15 protein-coding genes and 1 pseudogene are annotated in these 26,051 nt (G+C 45.4%); 15 read left to right on the plus strand and 1 reads right to left on the minus strand.

All coding sequences use genetic code 11. The features are described 5' to 3' along the window. Nucleotides 1–146 precede the first annotated feature (146 nt). From JCM15548_RS10105 to lacZ, 4 genes and pseudogenes are all read left to right on the plus strand, one after another. A pseudogene (locus tag JCM15548_RS10105) lies at nt 147–1,177 on the plus strand (SulP family inorganic anion transporter); the annotation flags it as partial. 282 nt (nt 1,178–1,459) lie between these two features. Continuing rightward, the gene (locus JCM15548_RS23735) at nt 1,460–1,753 is read left to right on the plus strand and encodes an STAS domain-containing protein (protein ID WP_262486997.1); all 294 of its coding nucleotides are present in this window, start codon (nt 1,460–1,462) and stop codon (nt 1,751–1,753) included. Between the two features lie 226 nt (nt 1,754–1,979). Then, a complete protein-coding gene (locus tag JCM15548_RS10110; protein WP_062124933.1) occupies nt 1,980–2,468 on the plus strand; it encodes a hypothetical protein in 489 nt (162 codons plus the stop codon). 22 nt (nt 2,469–2,490) lie between these two features. Beyond that, on the plus strand, nt 2,491–5,613 hold the full coding sequence (lacZ, locus tag JCM15548_RS10115) for a beta-galactosidase, LacZ type (RefSeq protein WP_083985077.1): 3,123 nt from the start codon (nt 2,491–2,493) through the stop codon (nt 5,611–5,613). Nucleotides 5,614–5,662: 49 nt separating this feature from the next. On the opposite strand, the gene JCM15548_RS10120 is transcribed toward lacZ, so the two are convergent. Further along, nucleotides 5,663–10,087 (minus strand): hybrid sensor histidine kinase/response regulator transcription factor, encoded by a 4,425-nt coding sequence (locus tag JCM15548_RS10120; RefSeq protein WP_062124939.1) that lies wholly within the window; start codon nt 10,085–10,087, stop codon nt 5,663–5,665. Nucleotides 10,088–10,538: 451 nt separating this feature from the next. Here JCM15548_RS10120 and JCM15548_RS10125 point away from each other — a divergent pair, with 451 nt between their 5' ends. The 11 genes from JCM15548_RS10125 (at nt 10,539) to JCM15548_RS10165 (ending at nt 26,014) form a co-directional block, all read left to right on the plus strand. After that, on the plus strand, nt 10,539–12,548 hold the full coding sequence (locus JCM15548_RS10125; RefSeq protein ID WP_157482634.1) for a T9SS type A sorting domain-containing protein: 2,010 nt from the start codon (nt 10,539–10,541) through the stop codon (nt 12,546–12,548). A 260-nt stretch (nt 12,549–12,808) separates the two neighbouring features. Then, nucleotides 12,809–13,813, plus strand: a complete 1,005-nt coding sequence (locus JCM15548_RS10130) for a pectinesterase family protein (RefSeq protein WP_062124941.1) — start codon at nt 12,809–12,811, stop codon at nt 13,811–13,813. 11 nt (nt 13,814–13,824) lie between these two features. Continuing rightward, nucleotides 13,825–14,535 (plus strand): glycoside hydrolase family 28 protein, encoded by a 711-nt coding sequence (locus JCM15548_RS23740; protein ID WP_227625685.1) that lies wholly within the window; start codon nt 13,825–13,827, stop codon nt 14,533–14,535. Further along, nucleotides 14,535–15,533 carry a glycoside hydrolase family 28 protein gene (locus JCM15548_RS23745; RefSeq protein ID WP_227625694.1) on the plus strand — a complete coding sequence of 333 codons (999 nt, stop codon included), beginning with the start codon at nt 14,535–14,537 and terminating at the stop codon, nt 15,531–15,533. The genes JCM15548_RS23740 and JCM15548_RS23745 overlap by 1 nt, the downstream gene beginning before the upstream one ends. A gap of 85 nt (nt 15,534–15,618) precedes the next feature. Beyond that, nucleotides 15,619–16,374 (plus strand): rhamnogalacturonan acetylesterase, encoded by a 756-nt coding sequence (locus JCM15548_RS10140; RefSeq protein ID WP_062125006.1) that lies wholly within the window; start codon nt 15,619–15,621, stop codon nt 16,372–16,374. 432 nt (nt 16,375–16,806) lie between these two features. Next, a complete protein-coding gene (locus JCM15548_RS10145; protein WP_062124943.1) occupies nt 16,807–19,950 on the plus strand; it encodes a SusC/RagA family TonB-linked outer membrane protein in 3,144 nt (1,047 codons plus the stop codon). Between the two features lie 43 nt (nt 19,951–19,993). Beyond that, a complete protein-coding gene (locus JCM15548_RS23750) occupies nt 19,994–20,215 on the plus strand; it encodes a hypothetical protein (RefSeq protein WP_227625686.1) in 222 nt (73 codons plus the stop codon). Further along, on the plus strand, nt 20,212–21,789 hold the full coding sequence (locus JCM15548_RS10150) for a RagB/SusD family nutrient uptake outer membrane protein (RefSeq protein ID WP_227625687.1): 1,578 nt from the start codon (nt 20,212–20,214) through the stop codon (nt 21,787–21,789). Before JCM15548_RS23750 ends, JCM15548_RS10150 begins: the two co-directional genes overlap by 4 nt. 29 nt (nt 21,790–21,818) lie before the next feature. Continuing rightward, nucleotides 21,819–23,396 carry a fibronectin type III domain-containing protein gene (locus JCM15548_RS10155; RefSeq protein WP_062124945.1) on the plus strand — a complete coding sequence of 526 codons (1,578 nt, stop codon included), beginning with the start codon at nt 21,819–21,821 and terminating at the stop codon, nt 23,394–23,396. Between the two features lie 70 nt (nt 23,397–23,466). Continuing rightward, the gene (locus JCM15548_RS10160) at nt 23,467–24,657 is read left to right on the plus strand and encodes a glycoside hydrolase family 88/105 protein (RefSeq protein ID WP_062124947.1); all 1,191 of its coding nucleotides are present in this window, start codon (nt 23,467–23,469) and stop codon (nt 24,655–24,657) included. A 19-nt stretch (nt 24,658–24,676) separates the two neighbouring features. After that, nucleotides 24,677–26,014, plus strand: a complete 1,338-nt coding sequence (locus JCM15548_RS10165; protein WP_083985078.1) for a pectate lyase family protein — start codon at nt 24,677–24,679, stop codon at nt 26,012–26,014. Nucleotides 26,015–26,051 lie beyond the last annotated feature (37 nt).

A 26,051-nucleotide genomic window follows, 5' to 3' on the forward strand; every position in this document is an offset into this window, starting at 1 on the left:
GGAATTTAAAGGATATTGTTTTGAAGTATTGCTCGAAATGTGTAATTTCGGTCCGTATAAATTTACAACAAACTTGTGGTTTGTTTTCATTCAACCTCATGATCTAATACATGGCAGATTATTTAGGCAGAATACAAAAGGGAGACATGTACGGCGGACTGGTGGCTGCCATCGTCAGTATTCCCATTGCACTGACTTTCGGGGTGGCTTCCGGGGCAGGTCCGGAGGCCGGACTTTACGGTGCTGTAATCATTGGACTTGTTGCCACGCTTTTCGGGGGAAGTAAAACACTTATTTCGGAACCCACAGGCCCGATGACGGTTTTTATGACCGCCGTTTTTGCTTCCAATATTGCCGAATATGGTTTGCATTCCGGGATAACTTATTCGTTTACCATTGTCTTTTTTGCCGGAGCCATTCAAATCTTGCTGGGATACTTTAAGTTGGGCCGTTATTTCCGGTTGATGCCTTACTCGGTAATAAGCGGGTTTATGTCGGGTATCGCCCTGATCCTTATAGTTATGCAGTTGCCGGCATTTTTAGGACACGACGCTGTTAAAGGAGGTATTATCGGTCTGATTAAAAAACTTCCTGAACTTTTGAGCTATGTCAATTATTGGGAACTGGTCATTGGTCTCAGCGCTCTTCTGGTGTTCCTTTTTTATCCCAAATCGTGGCAAAGACGGTTTCCGTCACAGTTGGCGGTGCTGATCTTTTTTAGCTTTTTGGTTTATCTTTTGCCGGGAAATGCCGGCATCCGTCTTATTGGCGCCATTGATCTGGGGTGGCCCAATTTTAATTTACCGGTTATTCCCCTCGATCATAACTGGAGTTCGGTTTTTCTGGATGCTTTTTTACTGGCTCTGCTGGGAAGTATCGATACCATACTGACTGCCCTGATTGCGGATTCTCTGACCCGTGAGGAGCACAACAGCAATCGCGAACTGATGGGGCAGGGGCTGGCCAACCTGACGGCCGGACTTTTGGGGACCTTGCCCGGAGCCGGGGCGACAATGGTACGGTGGTCAATATACGTACCGGTGCGCGAAGCCGTTGGTCGGGGATTATGCGATCGGTCTTTTTGGTTGTTTTGATTTTTGGAGCGGCACCTTTGATTCAGTTTATCCCGCTTGCACTGCTTGCTGCCATCGCTTTCAAGGTTGGACTCGACATTCTTGATTGGTCGTTCATCAAGCGGGCACATAAAATTAGTCAAAAGGCCCTTTACATTATGTACGGCGTGTTGCTGGTTACCGTATTTGTGGATCTGGTCATTGCTGTCGGACTGGGCATCTTTTTGGCCAATATGCTGACCATAGAGAAGTTGAGCCATCTTCAAAGTTTTAACCTTCGGATGGTTTCTGATAGGACTGTTGATACGGCTCCTTTGGAGGATAACGAAAAGGAAATATTCGATAAAATTAGAGAGCAGGTCTATCTTTTTTATCTGAGTGGCCCAATGATCTTCGGTGTAGCCAGAGCCATACAACGTGAACGAAAAAACATTGCTCCCTGCCAGCATTTAATTCTGGACCTTCAGGATGTAACGCATTTGGATACAACTGTTTTACTGGCCATTGAGAATATGGTGGATGAAGCGCTTGAATTAGGGAAAAGCGTTTACCTGGTTCCGGGAAGAAAAAACGTTGAGAAACGCCTTCAGAAATTAGAACTTCAGCAGAAAATAGGTGAAGAAAATATTTTCAGGGATCGTTTGAGTGCCCTGCGTCATGTGGAAGCGTTAACCCATTGATGGCTTCTGTAACCGTTTTCTGTGAATGCAACCTGTCCATGTCAGTCATCCACGGCAGCTTTGCCATGTGATGGTAGGATGACTATTTCTTTGTGATTTTCTGACACCCTTGGCGATTTCCATGGTAGTGGTTGGCTCTGTAAAGGCTGATTTTCGAAAAAGTGAAATCATTTGTCGAATAGGTACAAGCAGATGTTGCCTTGTTTTTTGTTTAATGACTGCTTAAGTGATATTTTTACACCAATCGTTAATTTTTGTATTATACTTTAAACCAACTCAAAATGAAACAAGTTTTTTTGCTTTTGCTGGTGGCTGGCATGCTGGCTCCTGCGCTTCGATGCGGACTCCTTCCAGTCAAACGAACAATGAAGATTGGCGTCAGCCCTTACTCGGTGAGTGGCGACTGGTTGAGGACAGTCCGTCGGACAGCCTCCAATACCGCACCTTTGTCTTCCATGAAGATGGAACATTTATTTCTGAAGTGGTCAGAGGCGTCAGGCGGAACTACTACAATTCCGGCAATTATTGGATGATCAATGATTCTACGCTGGTAACGGTGCATGATGACGGCAACAAAAACTACTCAAATGCGGGCAATGTGTACACGGTAAATGTCGATGACCAGCGCTTTAGGTTGCGGGGATTTTTCAGATATCCCATTTCAAGGGCAGGCATGGCTTCATCGGTATGGATTGATGAGTACTGGAGGCGATAAATGATCAATTAAATGTTTAAATATGAATAACAGATGGATGGTTTTAGTGGTGCTTTTGAGCACCACTTTTTTAGTGTTGAGGGGGCAGACGGTGAACGACTGGGAGAATCCTCAGGTTTTTGGCGTGAATAAGGAAGCAGGCAGGGCCAGCTTTTATAGTTATCCCACCCTGGAGGATGCGCTGGGTTTTGAGAGGAGCGAGTCGCCTTATTTTCAAATGCTGAATGGCCAGTGGAAATTTCACTGGGTGGATAAGCCGGCCGACCGTCCGGAAGATTTTTATAAAGAAGACTATGATGTCTCGGAGTGGGATGATTTCTCTGTTCCGGGCAATTGGGAAATAAATGGGTACGGGGTACCCATTTATGTAAGTGCGGGTTTTGGTTTTACCAGTGATCCGCAGCCCCCAAGCATTCCCAACGACAATAATCCGGTGGGGTCGTACCGCCGGGATTTTGAGGTTCCTGATAGTTGGGAAGGCCGACAAATATTTGTGCATTTTGGGGCGGTTAACTCGGCCATGTATGTGTGGGTTAACGGACAAAAAGTGGGGTATTCACAGGATGCGAAGTTGCCTGCTGAGTTTGATATTACCCCTTACGTTCGGCCGGGTAAGAATACTTTGGCTGTGGAGGTCTATCGCTGGAGCGACGGGTCTTTTCTTGAGGATCAGGATTTCTGGCGCTTGTCGGGCATAGAACGCGATGTCTATCTGACTGCCACGCCCCGCTTGCGCTTGCGGGATTTTTTCTTTAAACAGGAGTTGGATGCTGTCATGACCGCTGCTGATTTTCAGGTGGAGTTGGATGTCCGCAACCACCACGAAAGCCTTACAAATGGCAGTGTGGAAATGCAGTTGCTGTACAATGGAGAGCTGGTGAGTGAGCAGGTTCAGCAGCTAAGCATACAGGGTGCTTCAGATGAAAAATTGGTTTTGAAGGGCCGGGTAGAGCAGGTGAAGCTCTGGAATGCCGAGGACCCGAAGCTTTACACGCTGGCACTGGTGCTGAAGGATGCCGGTGGTAAGGAGCTGGAGGCAACAGCCGTAAAGGTGGGATTCCGTTCGGTAAAAATAGAGGGTGGACAATTATTGGTCAACGGTAAGGCTGTCTTGTTGAAGGGCGTTAACCGCCACGAGCACGACCCTTTTACCGGTCACGTGATTTCTGAGGCATCCATGTTGGAGGACATTCGTCTGATGAAGGCCAACAACATCAATGCCGTCCGCAACAGTCACTATCCTACCGACCCCCGCTTTTATGAGCTTTGCGATGCATACGGACTCTATGTGGTGGATGAGGCCAACATCGAATCGCATGGCCTGGGATACGGAGACCGGAGTCTGGCCAAAGACTCCCTTTGGATGGAGGCCCATGTGGATCGGATTCGGCGCATGGTGGAACGGGATAAGAATTATGCATCGGTTATTATCTGGTCGCTGGGCAATGAGGCGGGCAACGGTATTAATTTTGAGGCGGGCTACGACTGGATAAAAACCCGTGATTTAAGTCGCCCGGTACAATACGAACAGGCCGCTACCGGTAGAAATACCGATATTGTAGCGCCCATGTATGCCCGCATTGACCGCTTGGTAGGGCATGCCCTGTCGTGGGACAAGCGTCCCCTTATTTTGTGTGAGTATGCGCATGCCATGGGTAACAGTGTTGGCAATTTGCGTGATTACTGGGAGGTGATTGAAAAGTATCCCAATTTGCAGGGCGGTTTTATTTGGGACTGGGTGGACCAGGGCTTGGCCAAGTACAGTGAGGAGGGTGTCTTGTACTGGGCTTATGGGGGCGATTTTGGTCCGGAAGGCACGCCTTCGAGTCAGAATTTTTGTATGAACGGATTGGTGCGTCCCGACCGCAGTCCCAACCCTTCTTTGCATGAGGTGAAGCAGGTGTATCAATATGTGAAGGCGGAACCGATGGATTTTGCTGGCGGTCACATCCAACTGAGTAATCATTACGATTTTATATCGCTCGATCGCTTTGATTTCTCCTGGGAATTGCGTTCTGAGGGCAAAGTATTGGCCAGCGGAGCATTTAAGGCTCCAGGTGTTGAGCCTGGTGCATCTGCTTATTTTGAATTGTGGAAGGAAGCGCCCGAATTTGAAAGCGGACGCGCGTACTTCCTTAATCTTTCAATGAGGACCCGCGAGAAGTGGGGGATATTGGAGGCCGGAGCGGAGTTGGCCCGTTTTCAAATGGCGCTTCCTTTTTTAGGCGAAACAAGTACGGTGGATGCTTTGGCATTGACGGATGTGGCTTCCTTAAAAAGTAAGCGGGATGAATATATGTTTACGGGAAAAGGGTTCAGCATTGCTTTCTCCAAACAAAGCGGACACATTACTTCCTGGCAAATGGCTGGTGAAGAAATGCTGCTGGATGGGCCTGAACCGGCCTTTTGGCGGGCGCCCAACGACAATGATTATGGGTATGATATGCTCAAGGAACTGGGCGTGTGGCGTTTTGCGGGCGATAGTGCCATTGTGCAAAAGGTAGAGTTGTTGAAGCAGGGCCAGCAACCTACGGGACTTAAGGTGGAATATGTGTTGCCACACGATTTGGGGCGCAGCTCGGTGGCTTATTTAATTAGTGGCGACGGAACGGTGGAGGTAACGCACCGTTATGAGCCTGGAAAGGAAGGATTACCTCCCATGCCGCGTATGGGTCTGCAATTAACCTTGCCCAAAAGATATGAGCAGGTGAAATGGTACGGGCGTGGTCCCTGGGAAAATTATCCCGATCGTAAAACCGCGGCTTTTATAGATGTTTATGAAAGTACGGTGGACGCGTTGCTGGAGCGCTATCCGGCACCTCAGGAAAACGGATACCGCAGTGATGTGCGTTGGATTCAGATACTGGATGCCAGAGGAAAGGGCTTCTTCATTGAAGGGGCAGCTTTTTCAGGCTTTTCGGCGCTGAATTATAGCGCAGAAGATTTTACCCCGGCCAGTCGGGGACTCTTGCACACGGTGGATCTGAAACCCCGGGAGGCTGTTTATCTTCACCTGGATCATCAGATGATGGGTGTCGGAGGGGATACTTCATGGGGAGCCCGTCCGCATGCGGCCTATACGGTGTTTCCACGTCCTTATGAATACAGCTTTCGTATTAAAGCGGTTCAGCTTCCTGTGAAATAGAAAAGGGGCAGGTCATTAACTTTTAAAGCCGGTTCTTCTTCATCAGGTCTTAATCCTGAGGATGGGGGAACTGGCTGTTTTTTTCAACATGCTTGCTGGGTAAATGTCCAAATAAGGCTTTGAATTGCCGGCTGAAGTACCTGGCGTCGGAGAAACCGACTTTGATGGCGGCTTCTGAAACATTGTAGCCCTGGGTGAGCAAATGTGCGGCAATCTTGAGCTTGAGCTGGCGCACGAATTCAACCGGACTTAAGCCGGTGAGGCCTTTCACTTTGTTGTAAAAGACGGTGCGACTCACACAGAGCGTGTCGGCCAGCTCTTCAATGGTGAACTCTTCGGAGTGGTTTTCTTCCACGTAGCTGACCAGCTTTTGCAGAAACTCCTCGTCTTTGGAATTGACTTTAAGTGTGCTGGGGTCAATGGTTTTATTGTCTCTGAACTTGGCAATGACATGCCGGCGTTGCTCAATCAGATTGTTGGTGACGGCTTTTAGGTAGGATGAGTTAAAGGGTTTTATAATATAGGCATCTGCCCCTTGTTCAACACCGGCAATCTGGTCCTCCATCCCTGATTTGGCAGTCAGCAGTATAATGGGAATGTGGCTGGTTGAAAAGTTTTCCTTGATGCAGCGGGTCATTTCCATGCCATCCATTACCGGCATCATTACATCTGAAATAATCAGGTCGGGGTTTTGGGTGTTGAGCATGTTGATGGCTTCTTCACCGTTGGCGGCCAGACAAGAGGCGTATTCGGGACTTAAGGATTGACAAATGTATTCTCCGATTTCCTGGTTGTCTTCCACAACCATAACCATCGGGCGTTTTTCCAGAGGGTCTATATACTTAATGGGCGCTTTTTGGTTCGACAGGTCGTCAACGGCGTGCTCAATGGTTGGCAGAATGGTAGCGTCCTCGTTGTTCCAGATAATTTTCTGATCGCCCTCAAAATGTGCTTTGCCTGTTTTCAGTCGAAGGGTAAAGGTGCTGCCTTTTTGTTCTTCTGATGAAACAACAATTTCTCCATGGTGCAGACGGGCCAGTTCATTGGAAAGGGACAGGCCTATGCCTGTGCCGGCCAGCTCTTCTCCGCTTAGTATGGTGAAGCGCTCGAACAGGTGGGGCAGGTTCTCTTCTGAGATACCACGTCCCTCATCCCGCACGGTGATCTCTAAATATTGACCGGATGGATCTTGATGAATGACGACCTCTACTGTTTTTTCTGCCTCGGTAAATTTAAGGGCATTGGAAAGCAGGTTGTAAATAATGGTATCCAGTTTGGATGGGTCGGCACAAATATGAAAAGTCTCCAGTGAAGTTGAAAATTGATAATTGATGTTTTTATGATTGGCCAGGGGAACAAAGCTTTCGTAAATCGATCGTGTGAAATCGATGATGTTCAATTCCTTGACTTTGAGCGTCATTTTGTTGTTTTGGATTTTTCTAAAATCCAAAAGCTGGTTGGTCAATTGAAGCATGCGTTTACCGTTCTTGCGAATGATCTCAAGCTTGGGCTTGTCATTATTATTTAAATCCTTTCTCAACATGTCTTCAATGGGACCAATAATGAGGGTGAGCGGTGTTCTTATTTCGTGCGATATATTGGTAAAAAAGCGCAATTTCATTTCGTTTACCCGGCGTTCAATCTGCAGGTCGTTTCGGTATTGATTGATTTTAGATATGGTGGAGGCCACCACATAAACCAAAAGCACGATGAGCACCGAATAGAGCAAAAATGCCCATTTGGTTTTGTACCAGGGCGGAAGAATGATGATTTGAATGGAGCGCTCATTGTTAACCCACTCGCCGCTTCGCCCAGTTGCCCTTACCCTAAAGGTGTATTCTCCCGGCGAAAGGTTGGTGTAAATGGCTTTCCTTTGGTTGGAAACAATGTTCCAATCCTGATCAAAATTCTCTAGTTTGTAGGCGTATTGACTTTTGTCGGGATCAAGGTAGTCCATCGATGAAAACTCGAGACTGAAGCTGGACTGGTAATATTTGAGGGTGATTTTGTTGGTATAGGAAATGCTCTTTTTCAGGGGTTGATTGGGCCCAATGGGCACTTCCTTGTTAAAAAGCTGAAAATCGGTTAATTCTAATTGATGGTCCCATTTAGGGATGGTGATTTTTTCAGGATTTATCACCTCTATGCCCATAAAGCCGCCAAAATACAAGGCCCCGTCTCTGCCTCTGAGGCAGGTGTTTTCGGAAAAACTGTCGAAATTAAGGCCGTTGTTGGTATTAAAAACCTCAAAAGTCTTCATTTTTAGATTAAAACGGCTCAGGCCGTTTTCTGTGCTAAACCATAGGTAATCTCCTGTGGCATCATCTACAATGCTATATACCACATTGTTGCTTAATCCGCTGATTTGATCATACTTTTGGAAGTTACTCTCTTCATTATTTGCCGAATCGAGAGCATTGATTCCTCCGCCGTAGGTGGCCAGCCAAATTCGTCCGCTTTTGTCTTCGTGCAGATGAATGATGTCGTTCAAACTGATGGTGTTCGAATCACTGCCTGCATAGAAGTTTCGTATTTCCAGAGGCTGGTCATCGAGCGTTGGGTTTTCAATGAGGTTTAAGCCGTAGCCGGTGGCCACCCAAATTCGGCCTTTCGAATCGGCCAGAATGTTTCGAACCAGGTTGCTTGATAAATTGGAATTTTCGGTGGAAATATGCCTGAACTTATAGGTTTCATTGTTTTGTTTTTGGGCAATGTTAATTCCATGACCATAGGTGCCCACCCAAATGTTTCCATCATTATCTTCAATCAGTGTGTATATGTTGTTGTTACTGAGGCTTTCATGGTCGTTATCTATGGTTTGGTAGTTGACAAAGGTGAGGTTGTTGAGATTGTTGTAACTGGCCAGTGGGGAGCGGCTCACCAGAAGGCCTTTCCCTTTTGACCCCAACCATAAATAGCCTGCTTTATCGAGTAATATGGCATATATATTTACGCCTGTTAAGAGTCCGTTAGAGGTTTTGAAATTGTCAAAAACATGAATTCTTCGATGGTCGTCAAAGACATGCAAACGCCCTGCTTTGGTGGCCGCCCAAATTCGTCCTTGGGGATCTTCAAACAGGGCTCTTACGATATTGTCTGAAATATGAGAGCCCTCTGGTTGGGGCAGTAAATGATCAAAGGCCGGATATTTAAGAATTATTTTTTCGAGACCGCCCTGAAATTGCCCTGTGCCCACCCACAATTGACCAGAGTGGTCTTCTGTGATGGCCATCACGATGTTCGATGAAATAGAATTCGGGTTTTTGGGATCATTTTTGAATTGAATGAAATCACTCTTCTGTCGGTCATATAAATTGAGTGCCCCTTCATGGGTACCAATCCAGAGATTGTTCTGACTGTCTTCATAAAATACATGACGTTCTGAATCGGGTAAGGTGGATTGTTGCGGGTCCAGAAATTGATGAAATTCTGAAAGGTTGGTTTCGAGATCGAAACCAGTTATGCCAAACTCCTCGGTGGTAATCCATACTTTGTTGTAGCGGTCCTCATAAATCTGATCCACCTGTTCGCCAATTATGTCTACATGGTTCCACCGGTTGGTTCTGGGAATGAATATTTGCATCCCGTTTTGATAAAAGGAGGCCAGTATGGTGCCGTTCTTGGTGATGTGCAAATTCGAAATTTCGTCGGATTTTAAGCTGGGACTGGCAGCGGAATTGATAAAGGTGTAGAGCTGACTGGATTTTTGAAATTTAAGTATCCCGTCCTCACCGGTGCCAAACCATAATTCAGTAGCTGTTTCAATCATGGCTGTGAAGGTGTGCGAGATGAACAGATGGCTGAAGGTTGGGACATCATTTTTAAGGGTCTCTTTTTCTACCAGTGTGAGCCCCCTGTGGGTGCCAATCCAAATATTTCCGTTTTGATCTGCCCTGATAAAAGAGACCCGTTCATTGGAAATGGCGTGGATGCCCCTTGATGTAAAATACGTTTCCTGGTAACTGTGATCGCGGGAGTTGTAAAGGAGTCGTAAAACGCCTTTATTGCTTAAGCCTATCCATATTTCATCCTTCGAATATTGGAGAAATTCGGAGAACACGGCATGTCCCTCTTCCACATCTGAAAAGAGGTATGAAAGGGAACGGAACGTTTCTGATATGGGATCAAAATAATGGTAATGTCCGTCGTGTGTTTCAAACCAGATAAAACCCTGACGATCTTCCCAGATTTTAACAACCCTGTTGTGCGTGAAATTTTGCTGGCCCTCTTCTTCGTTCATGAAGACACGGAATTTGTTGCCGTCGAATCTGTTGAGCCCATTGTTGGTGCCAATCCATAAAAAACCTTTGGAGTCACAAAGAATGCTGGTGGCTGTGTTTTGTGACAAGCCCCTGGAGGTGTTGTAATGCTCAAATCTTAAAATTTCAGTAGCATTGATTGGCGTTGGAAGGAAAAGAACGCCAGGCAGAAGAAAAAACAGGGTGCGTAAATATCTAATGACTTTCCTATTCATAAAAATCGACTTGGTTTTTAAGGCGTACTGAGGATAAGGAGAAACTAAAAATAAAGATATTAATAAATCGTTTGCAATAACCTAATAATGTCAAATATATTAAAACAATAGGTCGTTAGATTATTAGGTTATTAGGTATTAGGTAAGAGCAAGTTCTTGATTATAAGTCAATTACTCATACAGGTAGCAAAGCCATAACTGCGTGTAAATAAATCAAATAAAAAATTTTAACGAACTATTGTTAAAAATGTTTGGTTTTTTAAAGCATTCGTTGGTTAGTTCTATCTGGATTTTGAAAAAAAAATAATATAAAATGGCTGGTAGGCCTGAGGTAACATATTGTGGTCAATTTTGTGGGGTAAATTGTTCAATTGTTAACAGTTGGTAAAATGGACGGTCTAAATGATGTAAATTTGAAGCTTGTCGATTTCAATTAAAATTTGAAAAAATTATGAAGCATTTTTTACCAATGGTTATAAGTATGTTGTTTATGAGCGGCATCGCTTTAATGGATATGAAGGCAGCCCCGGATGTGGCTGAAGAGGTGATTGAGAATTCGACCCCGGTTGCCTTTCCGGGGGCTGAAGGGTTTGGGCGTTTTGCTACAGGCGGAAGAGGCGGACGTATTATTTATGTGACCAATCTGAATAATTCCGGTGCTGGGTCTTTCCGGCAGGCGGTGGAGGTGGAAACAGGTGCACGGATCGTGGTTTTTAATGTATCCGGAATTATTGAACTGGAATCAAGGATCAACATTAAAAATGGGAGTTTAACCATTGCCGGTCAAACTGCGCCGGGGGATGGTATTACCCTCAAGAATCATGAAGTCTATGTCGGGGCCAATAATGTGATCATTCGGTTTTTGCGTTTCCGTATGGGCGATGAGCGCCAAACGGAAAACGATGCCATGTGGGGAAGAAGACAAAATACCATTATTATTGATCATTGTACGATGAGCTGGGCGACGGATGAGGCCTCCTCTTTTTATGATAACAATGATTTCACCATGCAATGGTGCTTGCTTTCTGAGAGCCTGCGGATTTCTGTGCATGATAAGGGAAAGCATGGTTATTTAGGGATTTGGGGTGGAAAAAAAGCCAGTTTTCATCACAATCTGATGGCCCATCACGATAGCCGTAATCCGCGTTTTTGTGGCAGTCGTTATTCTAATCTGCCCGACCAGGAATTGGTGGATTTTCGCAACAATGTGATTTATAACTGGGGCGCCAATAGTGGTTATGCCGGTGAGGGTGGCAGTTACAACATGGTGAATAATTATTATAAGCCGGGACCTGCCAGTAGCAACCGCTCCAGGATTTTTCAACCCAATCCCGATAATGGCAGTAATGCACAGCCGGCTGGTGTTTGGGGTGTTTTTTATGTGCATGGCAATTATATGAACCAGTCCACTTCAGTGACAACCGATAACTGGGTGGGTATTCATCCCAACCCTTCGAGTAAGAACAAGGAAGAACTGAAGTCTTATACAGAGTTTGATAAAGGACTGGTGACCACCCATTCGGCCCAGGATGCCTTTGATGCGGTTTTGGCCCATGCTGGTGCCAGTTTTAAAAGAGATGCGATAGATGAGCGCATTGCCCGGGAAACAAGTACAGGGACTTACACCTATACAGGTTCAAATGGCAGCACCAATGGTTTGATTGACAGTCAGGCTGATGTTGGTGGCTGGCCCAATTACGAGTCTTTGCCGGCGCGGCTGGATTCGGATGGTGACGGTATGCCGGATGTATGGGAAACCCAGTTTGATCTGGATCCCAATGATGCCACGGATGGTAAAGGCTATGATTTAAATACCATGTTTACCAATGTGGAAGTTTATTTGAACAGTCTGGTTCAGCATATTTTGGATCAGAAAAATGAAGCTGGTGTGGCCAATTATGCCGATACTTATGAGGTTTTGGCTCCGGGTGCCACGCTCAATAGCAGTGGTGAAACCACCCAGGTGATTACCGGAGGGGATGATATTAATACGTTTAGCTTTTCATGGAACCATGCATTGTCTGTTGAGTTTACGGGCTTGCCGGCCGGATTGGAAATAGATATTGATGAGAATCAAAAAACGGGAACCATATCTGGCCGACCGGCCGAATCGGGTGTGTTTGAGTATACTGTCGCTACCATTGGCGCAGTAATTCCTGCCTATGCCTCCGGTTCAATTACGGTAGAAGGAGATGTGCCCAATTCGTTGAATAGCTTGCAGGCCAATCAGGGACTTTCTGTATTTCCCAATCCATTCAATGATCATTTGAGCATAAGCAGTGAGTTCAGTGAAATAAGCGCCATCGATATTTATGCTTATGATGGACGACTGGTTCAACAGGTTGAGGTGAACGCTTTCTCAGTGAACATCAACAGCAGTGATTTGAACAGTGGTTTGTATGTGTTACAGGTTCGTTTTGCGGATGGCAGCAGACATGCGGCCAAACTGATAAAAGAATAATTTAAGCAGCCGGGTAAAACTTTTTTGGCCCTGGTTTTTTTGAAAGATACCATAACGCAACGACCTGTCTGATTTGTCTGGCAGGTCGTTGTTTTAGGTGCTTGTGATTTATTTGTCTGATAGCCAGGTGTCTGATGGTTTGTCTCCTTTCATTTTAAACAATTTAAGGCCCCTTTTCAGATGATTTGTACCCAAGGTTAACATGCTTATGGTTAACTTGCAGTGGTTAAAAAAAGTAATAAACCGATATTTTGTATAGAATGAAATTTACATGGGCTAGCGTTTTTTGTTTGATGATGGGGCTGCATTCTATATGTGGCCAGGGCAGTGCTGTCAGTGGCCATTTTACAGTGGCCAAAGATGGTAGCGGGGATTTTACATCCCTTCAGGATGCCATCATGGCGGTTCCCGATTTCCGGAAAAAGGAGACCGTGATTGTTATTCATCCTGGTGTGTATAAAGAAAAACTGGTATTGCCGGCCTCCAAAACGAAGGTCACTTTTGTGGGAGCTTCGGCAGGAGAAGTGGTCATTACGAATGACGACTATGCCTCTAAACTGAATCGCTTTGGGGAAGAAATGGGCACCACCGGCTCAACAGGCTTTTTTGTGTTTGGCGATGATTTTACGGCACGGAACATAACATTTGAAAATTCTTCGGGTCCGGTCGGGCAGGCCGTTGCCGTTCGTATCAATGGCGACCGGGTGGTGTTTGAGAATTGCCGGTTTTTGGGATTTCAGGACACGCTGTATCCGAATGGAAATGAAAGCCGCCAATTTTATAAGGATTGCTATATTGAAGGCACGGTGGATTTTATTTTCGGTTGGAGCACTGTCTGGTTTGAAGCTTGTAAGATTGTTCCGAAATCTGCCGGGTATATTACAGCTGCATCTACCGAAGCGTCCACGCGCCATGGTTTTGTATTTAATAATTGTCGCATTGAGGGGCAGGCACCCAAACATTCGGTTTACCTGGGACGCCCTTGGCGGGATCATGCACAGACTGTTTTTCTGAACTGCTTCATGGATGAATCTATTCAACCTATGGGTTGGCATAACTGGAATAAGCCACAGGCCGAACAGACGGCTTTTTATGCTGAGTTTGGTAGCTATGGTCCCGGAGCCTCTAAAACAAAGCGCGTCTCCTGGGCCAAAATGCTGACGGAGAAGGAGGCGGCTGAATACACCATTGAAAATGTATTGGGGGGAGCTGATAACTGGAACCCGTTGGAACGAATGGCTGAGGTAAAAGATGAGATCAACTAATATTTTAAGAAATGAGAACAAATAAATTATTTTCCGGATTGGCAGGAATCGTTTTTATCGGCTCCTTGTATGTTTCGTGTGAATCTCCTGAAAAGGCCGCCTATGATAACGCATGGGTTTATGATAACATCGAATTTGATATGCCGGTGGTCACCGAGCCCGGGTTCGCTGCGAATACTGTTAGTTTGCCGGATGTGGGAGGTGTGGCGGATGGCCGGACGCTGAACACAGAGGCCATTGCCAAAGGCATTGAAATGTTGACAGAAAAAGGGGGCGGCAGGTTGATAATTCCTGCTGGTTTATGGATAACCGGCCCCATTGTGCTTAAGAGTAACATCAACCTGCACCTCGAGGATGGTGCTTTGTTGCGCTTCAGTGATGATTTTGATTTGTATCCCATTGTTGAGAGCACTTTTGAAGGTGTCATGACCTGGCGCTGCCAATCGCCCATTAGTGGTCGCGATTTGGTCAATGTGGCCATCACAGGAAAGGGGACCATTGATGGCAACGGACAGGCCTGGCGGCCTGTCAAGCGGTTTAAAATGACGGATAATCAATGGAGAAATCTGTTGAATTCCGGTGGCACGCTGGTGATGATGGTACTTACTGGTTTCCGACTGAAAGTGCCGCTTTGGGTTATATTAAAGCCGATGGCAATAACCTGCCCCGATTCGATACTTTTGAGGAATACGAAGCCATTAAAGACTTTCTTCGTCCCGTAATGATCAGCCTTATTGCCTGTAAAAATGTTTTACTGGATGGCCCTACTTTTCAGAATTCTCCCGCCTGGAATATCCATCCCCTGCTTTGTGAGGATGTGACCATCCGGAACCTGACTGTTCGCAACCCCTGGTATTCTCAGAATGGGGACGGGCTGGATTTGGAATCTTGTAAGAATGTGGTGATATACAATAATAATTTTGATGTGGGGGATGATGCCATTTGTTTTAAGTCGGGCCGCGACCAGGAAGGTCGCGACCGGGGGGTGCCTACCGAGAACGTCATCGTCAAAAACAATGTGGTTTATCACGGACACGGCGGTTTTGTCGTAGGTAGCGAAATGTCCGGTGGCGTGCGTAATGTACATGTGTCTGATTGTACTTTCATGGGTACCAATATTGGTATTCGTTTTAAAAGCACCCGGGGTCGTGGGGGTATCGTGGAAAATATTTATATCTCCGACATCAATATGATTGATATTCCCACCGAGCCCATTCGTTTTAATATGTTTTATGGCGGATTTGCCCCAGTGCTCGATGATGGGAAAAGCAGTACGGATTTGATTGATACGGAGGCGCCTGCAGTTCCTGTGACCGAAGAAACGCCCATTTTCCGAAACATTAAGGTGAGGAACATCGTGGCCAATGGTTTTGGCAATGCTGCGCTTTTTATGGGCTTGCCAGAAATGAAACTGGAAAATGTAACGCTGGAAAATGCTGTTTTGAAAGCTCCTAAAGGGTTTACCATGATTGATGTCAACGGAGTGGAACTAATAAATGTGCAGGTGATTCAGGAGGAGGGACCGGCCTTGACGATCTTTAACAGCAATAATGTGGAATTGTCTGATTTCAAATTTAACAGCGGAATGAATCAGCCAGGGGTAGCTGTTTCCGGCGCGACCAGTGGAAATATCAGGTTGAAACAGGACGATTTTAATCATTTAGAAGAAGAACTGTTGTTGGTCGGCGGTGCCGACGATGCAACGGTCGTTGTTCAATAATTAGGTGTGAAGTGAATTGAGTCGGGTCGCTTTTTAAGCACCCGGCTTTATTTTTTGTAGTAATCATTCATTAATTAGCATGCAGATGGTACGAATAACGAAGTGGGCCCTACTGAGCGCCATGATGATTTTAGCAGTGACTTGTCAACCAAAAGATGATACAATAACGCTGTTTCTGGCCGGTGACTCCACGGTGGCTGATAAACCCTATAAAGAAGGAAACCCGGAAAAAGGTTGGGGACAAGTATTTCCGCTTTATTTTGAGGAGGGGGTGAAGGTGGAGAACCATGCCGTAAATGGGCGCAGTACCAAAAGCTTTAAGGATCAGGGCCGGTGGGACGCTATGCTGGATCGTGTTTCGCCGGGCGATTATGTGTTGGTCGAATTTGGCCATAATGATTCAAAAGCGCATGATACCACCCGGTATGCGCCAGCCTATGGCGCCTATACGGAGCATCTTCGCCAGTTTGTTCTGGATGTGAGGGACAAAAAGGCGACCCCGGTTTTGCTGACGCCTATTGTTCGAAGATTATTCGACGAGCAGGGGAGTTTAGTGGAAACCCATGGGGATTATCCGGATGCTGTGCGACAGGTGGCCCAGGAAATGGAGGTTATTTTAATCGATTTGCATGCCTCCACCCGTTTGATGGTCGATCAATTTGGGCAGGAGCGTTCAAAGAAGCTGTTTCTTCATATCGATACCATGGAATACGCTCATCTGCAGAAGCCCATAGAAGATGATACCCATCTTTCGGCTTATGGTGCATTTAAAGTGGCCGACATGGTGGTGGAGCAGTTAAAGGAGAATACGCCTGAACTGACGCCCTATTTTAAACCCTGAAAGTGGGTGTTTGTCTGATGCTCTTTCTGATCCGGCCAATGTCTCCCTGATTTTTGCATTTGTTGGCTTTAAAAAGGTCTTATTTGCTAAAGTGATGCTTGAATAAGAAATTGGCTTAATTCTGTAAGTTATTGATAATTAAGGTTTAGATAATTAGTGCCACCTGTTTAAAGTCAATTTGTACACCCTTTTTAGACATTTTTTCTTACAATCAGACCAATTAGTCTGTTTAAATTGCCATAAAAATGTTAACAGTCTTTAATGCTGATTTGAATGAAGAACAAAAAATGAGAAGCATGGGAAAACGATTAGAAAGGACTTTCAAGAGGTCTTTGTTAAAAGGTAGTAATGTGTTAACTAGATAATTACTAAGTAATCAATTTAAATTATGAGAAAAAGAGAGATTTTTCGAATGTTATTTATCGTGGGCATATGGCTTTTGGCCTGTTAGCATACGCTCAGGAGAGATTAGTTACCGGAAACGTGGTGGATACCGAAGGTGAGCCGCTGCCCGGGGTTAATATTATTATTAAAGGAACCTCTACTGGTACTGTCACTGATTTTGACGGTAATTTTCAATTGCAGGTGCCGGATGCGCCATCAGCTGTTTTACTGCTTCGCTTCATCGGTTTTGAAGAACGTGAGATTGCGGTGGAAGGACGAACGTCCATTACCGCTGTTTTAACCCCTAGCTCTATCGGACTGGATGAGGTCGTAGCGATTGGTTATGGTACCGTTAAAAAGCGGGACATAACGGGTTCTGTGGCCTCTGTCAGTGGAGATGCCTTACAGGCCATTCCGGTTGCCAGTGCCACCGAAGCCATCACCGGTAAACTGGCCGGTGTGCAGATTTCTGCCACTGAAGGTTCTCCGGATGCGGAAATTAAAATCCGGGTTCGCGGTGGCGGCTCCATTACAGGCGATAACACCCCTCTGCTTATTGTAGATGGTTTTCCGGTGGAGAGTATCAACGACATTGCCCCAAGCGACATTGAATCCATCGATGTTTTGAAAGATGCTTCATCAACGGCCATTTATGGTTCCCGCGGAGCCAATGGCGTTATCATTGTAACCACTAAACGTGGCACTGCCGGGAAAATTACGGTGAACTATAATGCTTATGCTGCCTGGAAGGAATTGGCTAATAAGCTGGATGTTTTGACACCTTATGATTATGCAAAGTTTCAATATGAAAGGGCTATGTTAGCCAACAGACCGGAACATTACACCAATTTCTTTGGAAATTATCAGGATATGGATCTTTACAGAGAGGTGGAGGCCAACGATTGGCAAGATCAGGTTTTTGGCAGAACCGGCTTTACCTTTAATCATAACATCAGCATCAATGGCGGTAGCGATAAAACCAATTATGCCTTTAGCTACAGTCATATTGATGACAAGGCCATTATGCAAATGTCCAGTTTTAAGCGGGACAATTTAATGCTGAAGATGAGTAATAAGGCGCATGAGAAAGTCACGCTTGACTTTTCTATCCGTTATTCAAACACGGAAATTGAAGGAGGCGGGGCGAATGAGCAAAATGAAGTATCTTCTGCCGACTCGCGTTTAAAGTATGCGATGATTTATCCTCCCTTTCCAGTTAATGGGTTGACGGATTCCGGTGAAACGGATCCGGACTTTAACTTGTATCATCCTGTGGAGGCTTTGAAAGACAATGATCGTTTTCAAACACGTGAAAGTTATAACATGAACGCCAGTGCCAACTGGGAAGTGTTAGACAACCTCAATCTGAAAACGGAAGTGGGTATGGACAACTATGCTTATAAGGATGAGCGGTTTTACGGACTATCGACTTATTATGTGGATGACCGGCCTTCTGCTGAATACAGTGGCATGCCTGCCATTATATTCACGAAAAGAAACCGTGATGCATTTCGTAATACCAATACCATCAACTATGATTTCCAAAATCTGATATCCAGTGATCATAGCTTTAATGTTTTGGCCGGACAGGAATATATCGTTAAGGAAGAACAATCGCATACCACTACAGTGCATGGGTTGCCGGATTCATTTACTTTGAAAGAGGCTTCGGCTTTGTCGGCTCAGGGAGCAGCTCATTCCATAGAGAATTATTTTAGTCCGGATGATGTGTTGCTTTCCTATTTTGGACGGGCCAATTATGCCTATGCCGATAAGTATTTGTTGAGTGCGACATTTAGGGCGGATGGATCGTCTAAATTTGCGGACGGTAACAAATGGGGTTATTTCCCATCTGCAGCAGCTGCCTGGCGCCTGACTTCCGAGCCTTTTATGGCTGGCACCAGTAACTGGCTGGATGATTTAAAGCTTCGATTCAGTTATGGTACAGCAGGAAATAACAACATTCCTTCCGGTCAGATGATTCAGACGCTTGAGGTGCGCACAACCAATTATGTGAATGGTTTTGACAGTTACTGGGCCGGATCAAAGACGATGGCCAACCCTGAATTGAAATGGGAAACTACTGTTACCCGAAATATTGGTTTGGATTATACCTTACTTTGGGGACGTTTGAATGGTTCGTTGGAAGCCTATATTAACAATACCAAAGATCTTTTGATTCAGTTTCCAACCCCGGGTACAGGTTATGATAATCAGTACCGAAATATGGGAGAAACCCAGAACAAGGGTCTTGAATTTTCTGTGAATTGGGTGGCCATCGATCAACCTGACTTTGGGTTAACCTTTGGTGGTAACATTGGCTTTAATCAGAACGAGATTATTTCTTTAGGTCTGATGGAAAATTTTACCCAGGATTCAGGATGGGCCTCTACTGAGGTTGGCGCTGACTTCATGGTGGCTGAAGGTGGTTCTGTGGGTACCATGTATGGCTACAGAAATGCTGGAAGATATGAGGTTGATGATTTTCAGGGCTATGTGGATGGCGCCTGGGTGTTGGCAGAGGGTGTGACAGATAGTTCGCCTGTTGTTGGTGCTTTGCGTCCCGGTACCATGAAGTTGATGGATGAAACCGGTGATGACCTGGTGGATGTAGACGACCGGGTTGAAATTGGGGATGCCAATCCTTTGCACACTGGAGGATTGACCATTAATTCTCGTTTTTACGGATTTGATTTATCGGCCTCTTTCAACTGGAGTTATGGTAATGATATTTATAATGCCAACAAGGTTGAATATACCTCAACCAGTAAGTACCATTCGCGCAATATGCTGACCATGATGGAAGATGGCGAGCGCTGGACCAACCTTAAAGAAGATGGAACCATTAGTAATGATCCGGCGGAATTGGCTGCGATGAATACCAACACTTCTATGTGGTCGCCTTACATGCAGCGATTTGTGTTTTCTGACTGGGCGGTTGAAGACGGCTCTTTCTTAAGGTTGAACACTTTGACTTTGGGTTATACCTTACCTAAGAATCTGGTTTCCATGGCCGGCATCAGCAACCTGAGATTATATGCCAGTAGTTATAACGTGTTTACATGGACGAACTATACCGGATTTGATCCGGAGGTATCCACCCGTCGCAAAACGGCTTTAACTCCGGGTGTTGATTATTCGGCTTACCCCAAGAGCAGGTCTATTGTTGTTGGTTTAAATTTGACATTCTAAGCAACGTGAATAGTCAGGACAAAAATCATTAAATTTTATAAGCATGAAAATGAAAAGTTTATTATATAAAACCCTGATAGCATTATTTCTCGGTGGGGTAATAATGTCGTGTGAAGATACGCTCGTGGTAGAATCCCAATCTTCACTGGATGAATCTGTGATTTTTTCAAATCCCAGTCTGGCGGAAGGTGCCGTAGCGGTATTATTCACTCCTTTGGAGAGACCAATTCATACAGGGGGCGGTTCATTCTTTACTATGGAATGAACACCGATACAGAAGTGACCCATTCTTTGAAAGACGTGGATGGTGACAAAGCGCGTTTGTCCAATTACAATACCAACGTCAACAATGGTCAGATGAATTCAGACAATAATGCCTGGGCCAAGTTTTACGAAGGGATTGAAAGGGCCAATGTAGCCATTCGGGGATTACGGGCTTATGGCGATGTGGAAAATGACCCGTTTATGGCCCAATTGCTTGGAGAGGTGTTGACCCTTCGTGCGGTTGTTTATAACGACTTGCTTCGTGCCTGGGGGGATGTGCCTGCACGTTTTGAACCTGTAAGTGCGGAGTCTGTTTATTTACCAAGAGCTGACCGGGATATTATTTATAAGCAACTTCTGGCTGATCTGGAGGAGGCTGCTGACCTGGTGGCCTGGCCCAATGGCTCCCCAACAACTTCTTCTTCCGAACGGATTAATAAGGCTTTTGTCAAAGGTTTGAGAGCCCGACTGGCTTTAGCGGCAGGCGGATATGGGCAAAGGCCGGATGGAATCCGGAAAAGCACAGATCCTGATTTGTCAACAGAAAAGATGTATGCCATTGCCAAGCAGGAGTGCATGGATATTATTGAAAGTGGCAGCGCTGAATTGGAGACTTTCGAAGGGGTTTTTCGCTCTTTCCACCGGGAAACTTTTGAAGCTGGAAAAGAGATCCTATGGGAAATACCTTTTGATGCAGGTCGTGGCCGGGTGATTTTTGATTTGGGTGTTCGACACACCACCACCGATAAATATACCGGACAGAACCGTGGAGGAAATAATGGACCAAATCCGGCTATTTATTATGAATATGAGGAAGGGGATGTGCGTCGTGATGTTTCTGTTGTTCCTTATGAGTGGACCAACGGCGTGCAGGTACCATCCAACCTGAATCGACTCTATTTTGGAAAATACCGTTACGAATGGTTGTTTGAGGAGGCTGGCCGACGGGTTGAGGCGCCAAATGACGATGGCTTGAATTTTATTTATATGCGCTACTCGGATGTCCTTTTGATGGCTGCTGAGGCGATCAATGAATTGGATGGACCTGCTGCTGCGGCCCCTTACCTCAGAGAAGTACGTGAACGTGCCTTCCCCGATCATCCGGAAAAGGTGGAGGCTTTAATGAATGAAGCAACAGCTAGTAAAGCCGCTTTCTTTGATGCCATTGTGGATGAGCGGGCCTTGGAATTTGTTGGCGAAAAGCTAAGAAAAGCAGATCTGATTCGATGGAATTTATTGGGTTCAAAGCTGGCTGAATCTGCTGAAAAGTTGGAGCAATTAGAGCTACGTCAGGGAAAATATGCCGATTTGCCTGCAAAGATTTACTTTAGGACGGCAGAGGATGGTGAAACGGTTGAAATTTATGGTTTGAACTTTGGTGACACAGATGCTGAAGGTGCTGCTTTGGGTTATCCTGAAGAGAAGACCTGGAAGATGGAAGGTGAAGGAGATTTGGTTACTTATTGGAATGCTCTTTATCGGGGAGATCCTGACAATCAACAATACTGGCCCATTTGGCAGGTGTTCCTGGACGCCAGTAACGGTATGTTGTCCAATGATGGATATGGTTACTAAAACTAATGAGACAAAAAAAATATTGACATATGAACAAATTATTTAAGTATTCAGCGTTGTTGTTCGGTCTTGTAGGATTGATTGGATTCAGTGCGTGTTCTGATGATATTGATCCAGAATTAACTGAACTAGAGGTAAGTCGCCTGTTTTCTCCCACGGATTTGGAAGTTCGAATTATTAATCAGACATCTGTCAGGTTGACCTGGGATCCGGTGAGAAAAGCAAGTAGCTACACGGTAGAGTTTTTTGAGAACGGTGTTGAGGACTTTTCAGGAACGCCTGTTAAGTCGGAGACGGGTTTAACCATGGCCGACCTGCCTTATCTGGAGCCTGGCTTCAGAGGAGAAACGGAATATTCTGTCAGGGTAAAGGCAGATGGAGAAGGTATTGCTGAGTCCAAATGGATGAGTACTTCTTTTATGACCGGAACTGAGCAGATTTTTATGCCAGTAGATCCGGATGAGTTAACGCATAACTCTGTGGTTCTTCGCTGGCCGGCAGGACAAACTGCTACCACCATTACTTTGACACCCGGTGATATGGTGCACAATGTGACGGCTGATGAAATTGCCGCTGGTGCCGCCGAAATTACGGGGTTGACCAGTGAAACAGATTATACAGCTGTAATGAAAAATGGTACGGATACCCGCGGTACCATAAGCTTCAGAACGCTTATCGATTTAGATGGAGCTACCCAGGTATTCCCCGAAGATGACCTGTTGGCCTTGATTGAGGCAGCTGAAGAGGGAGCTGGTTTTGCTTTGATGCCCGGAGAATATGTATTTGAAGGAAATGTATCTATTACCAAAACTGTTTCTATCAAAGGCGTTTATCCGACTGACAAGCCCATTTTACGTAATGTGAATTTCCGGATGAGTCAAAATGCCGGTCTGGAATTACGTAATCTTGTCATAGATGGACGAATTGATGAAGTGAGTGTGAATGCGGATCAAACCATCGTCTATGATGAAGCATTAGAAACGGCCTATGGCGATGTGGTTATTGATGGTTGCGAAATCACCAACTATACAAAGGGTGTTTTCTATGCCAGCAATGCCGTATTGATTGAGTCTGTATCTATTACCAATACCATCTATTCAAATATTGAATGTAGTGGTGGTGACTTTATCGATTTTAGAGGTGGCATGACCAAGCGTTTGGATTTCATTAACAATACGGTTTATAACAGTGCGGCCGACAGGGACCTTATCCGTATGGATTCAGGTGGTTCTACCAATTTCCCCGGTAACAGTTGTGTGGTTAATTTTGAGAACAATACACTGCATAATGTTATCAACAAGGAGGGAACTACCAGAAGAATCATGTATGTTCGTCATGGCGATCATATGATTTATGTCAAAAAGAACCTGTTCAGCAATGTGTTGGCCAATTATTCCCGCCAGTCGGAGACCAATATCGTTGAGTATTCTGTTAATAACTACCATAATTCGCCCAATTTAATGGATGCCGGTTTTTCATCTTTTGATAACACGACTTCCTACAGGACGGATGATCCCGGTTTTGTGGACCCTGAAAATGGGGATTTCACGGTTACCAATGAGGATATTAATTTTTACGAAATTGGTGACCCGCGCTGGTTGCAATAATAGTTTAGTGGTTTTTATGGGGCAGCCTCAGGCTGCCCCTATTGATCATTCCCTAACAAATATTTATCCTATGAAATACTTAATTTTTGCTTTTGCCGCCTTGTTTTTGGTGATGACTGCTCCCGGATGTGGCAGCAGTTCTGAGGCAAACAAGAACAATGAAAATGAGGAAAAGTGGTCCATTCGCATGGCCAATTCCGTCATGGCCCGTCACGATAGCCTTTTGGCCATGGATGCTCCCAAGGTTCGTTGGCAGTATGATGTCTCTTTTGTGGGAGAGGCCATTGATAAACTGGGCGGTGTTGATCCGAAGTATTCGGAGTACATGGAGACTTTTATCGATTATTTTGTTCAGGAAGATGGTTCTGTGAAGCATTATAAGCCAACAGATTATAATATTGACCGCATTAAGCCGGCCAAGAATGTCATCACGCTTTATAAGCGTACAGGCGAGCAAAAGTACCGCGACGCCATTGAAATGCATGTGGAGCAAATGCGCCATCATCCCAAGACGGAATCGGGTGGCTTTTGGCATAAAAAAATCTATCCCAATCAAATCTGGTTGGATGGTTTGTACATGGCTTCCCCGTTTCTGGCACAGTATGCCAAAGAGTTTAATGAGCCGGAGTGGTTTGATGAGGTGACCCATGAAATAAAACTGGCCTATGAAGTGACTTTGGATGAAGAAACCGGACTGCTTTATCATGCTTATGATGAGAGTCGTGAGCAGCGATGGTCGGACCCCGAGACAGGTCAATCGCCTCATTTCTGGAGTCGTGCCACAGGTTGGTACATGATGGCCCTGGTGGATGTGTTGGATTTTCTGCCTAAGAATCATCCCGACAGAGACAGTGTTATTACAATTTTGAACAATGTTTCTGAAGCGGTATTGAAGGTGCGTGATCCGGAGACCGGACTTTGGTACCAGGTTTTGGATCATTTGGGAGCCGAGGGTAACTACATTGAGGGTTCTGGCTCTGCCATGTTTGCCTATACTTTTGCCAAAGGGGCTAAAAATGGCTATCTGGATGATACCTATTATGACATGGCCAACGATATTTTTGATGCCATTCTTGAGCATCTTATTGTGGAGGAAGAGAACGGATTAATCACCATGACGGATATCTGTGGTGCTTGTGGCCTGGGCGGAAATCCATACCGCGATGGTTCTTATGAGTATTACATCACTGAAAAGGTCTATGACAATGACCCCAAAGGTGTGGCTCCTTTTATCATTGCTGCTATTGAATTGGATAGATAATCCGTTAAATTTAAATGAGATGAGAAGATTAGTAATGTGGATGTTGGGTGTGTTGATGGTGGCTTGTAACAGTACCGGGCAGCCTGTCAATGGTGAAAAGCCTTTGGCTTTTCCCGGCGCAGAAGGTGCGGGAAAATACACCGTTGGCGGTCGTGGCGGAGAAGTGTATGTAGTGACCAATCTCAAGGATGAGGGAGAAGGCAGTCTGCGTAAAGGCGTTCAAAAACATGGCGCCCGAACCATTGTCTTTGCGGTGAGTGGGACCATTTTGTTGAATCGTCCCATGGATATCAACAATGATAGCATTACTATTGCCGGACAAACCGCTCCCGGAGACGGTATCTGTTTACAGGGTTATGGTTTGAATATTAAAGCCAATGAGGTGATCGTTAGATATCTGCGCATTCGTCCCGGTGATATTTATGAGGTGGAGCAGGATGCGGTTTCTACCATTGGTCGCAAAAACATCATCATTGACCACTGCAGCATGAGTTGGGGTAATGACGAAGTGTTGTCTGCCTATAATATAGAAAACCTGACGGTACAGTGGTGTTTGATCAGTGAGAGTCTCAATGAATCGCATCACCACAAGGGCGAACATGGCTATGGTGGTATTTGGGGAGGCCATAAAGCCACTTTTCACCACAATCTGCTGGCCCATCATACCAGTCGCAACCCCCGTTTTCAGGGAGGTCGCAGCTTGAAGCCCGGTCAGGAAGAGTTGGTGGAAATGGTCAATAATGTCATCTACAACTATGCCGAAAAGGCGGCCTATGCCGGTGAAGCCGGTCAATACAACATGATTGCCAACTATTTTAAGCCGGGACCGGCCACTTCTAAAAGTGAACGCAGGTACATCATTGAGCCTTATGCGCCGCTTGGAAAGTTCTATCTGAATGGAAATGTTGTCGTAGGTGCTCCGGAAGTAACGGAAGATAATAGCCTGGGCATTAATACCAAAAGGGGGTCCTTAGAAGAAATTGTAGCTCAGGTTCCCTTTTCTGTATCAGATTATAAGGTTCGTGGCGCTGAAGAAGCCTATGAAGCTGTATTAACGGGTGTTGGCGCCAGTCACAAGCGCGATGTCATTGACCAGCGGGTAATTGCTGAAGTGCGTGAAGGCACAGCAACTTACGGCAGGAATGGTATTCTGGACAGCCAGGAACAAGTGGGCGGATGGCCGGATTTATTGAGCGCTGAGGTGCCTTTGGATGGCGATGGCGATGGCATGCCCGACACCTGGGAGGAAGCCAATGGTTTGAATTCTAAGGAGTCATATGACCATAGCGCTTATGATTTGTCAAAGCACTATACCAACCTTGAAGTTTATATGAATAGTTTGGTAGATCTTGATTAAATTTTTTTCGATGTTTTTTCTGTTTTTGGTACCTTTC

Source organism: Geofilum rubicundum JCM 15548 (genome assembly GCF_000974365.1).
Lineage (GTDB): Bacteria > Bacteroidota > Bacteroidia > Bacteroidales > Marinilabiliaceae > Geofilum > Geofilum rubicundum.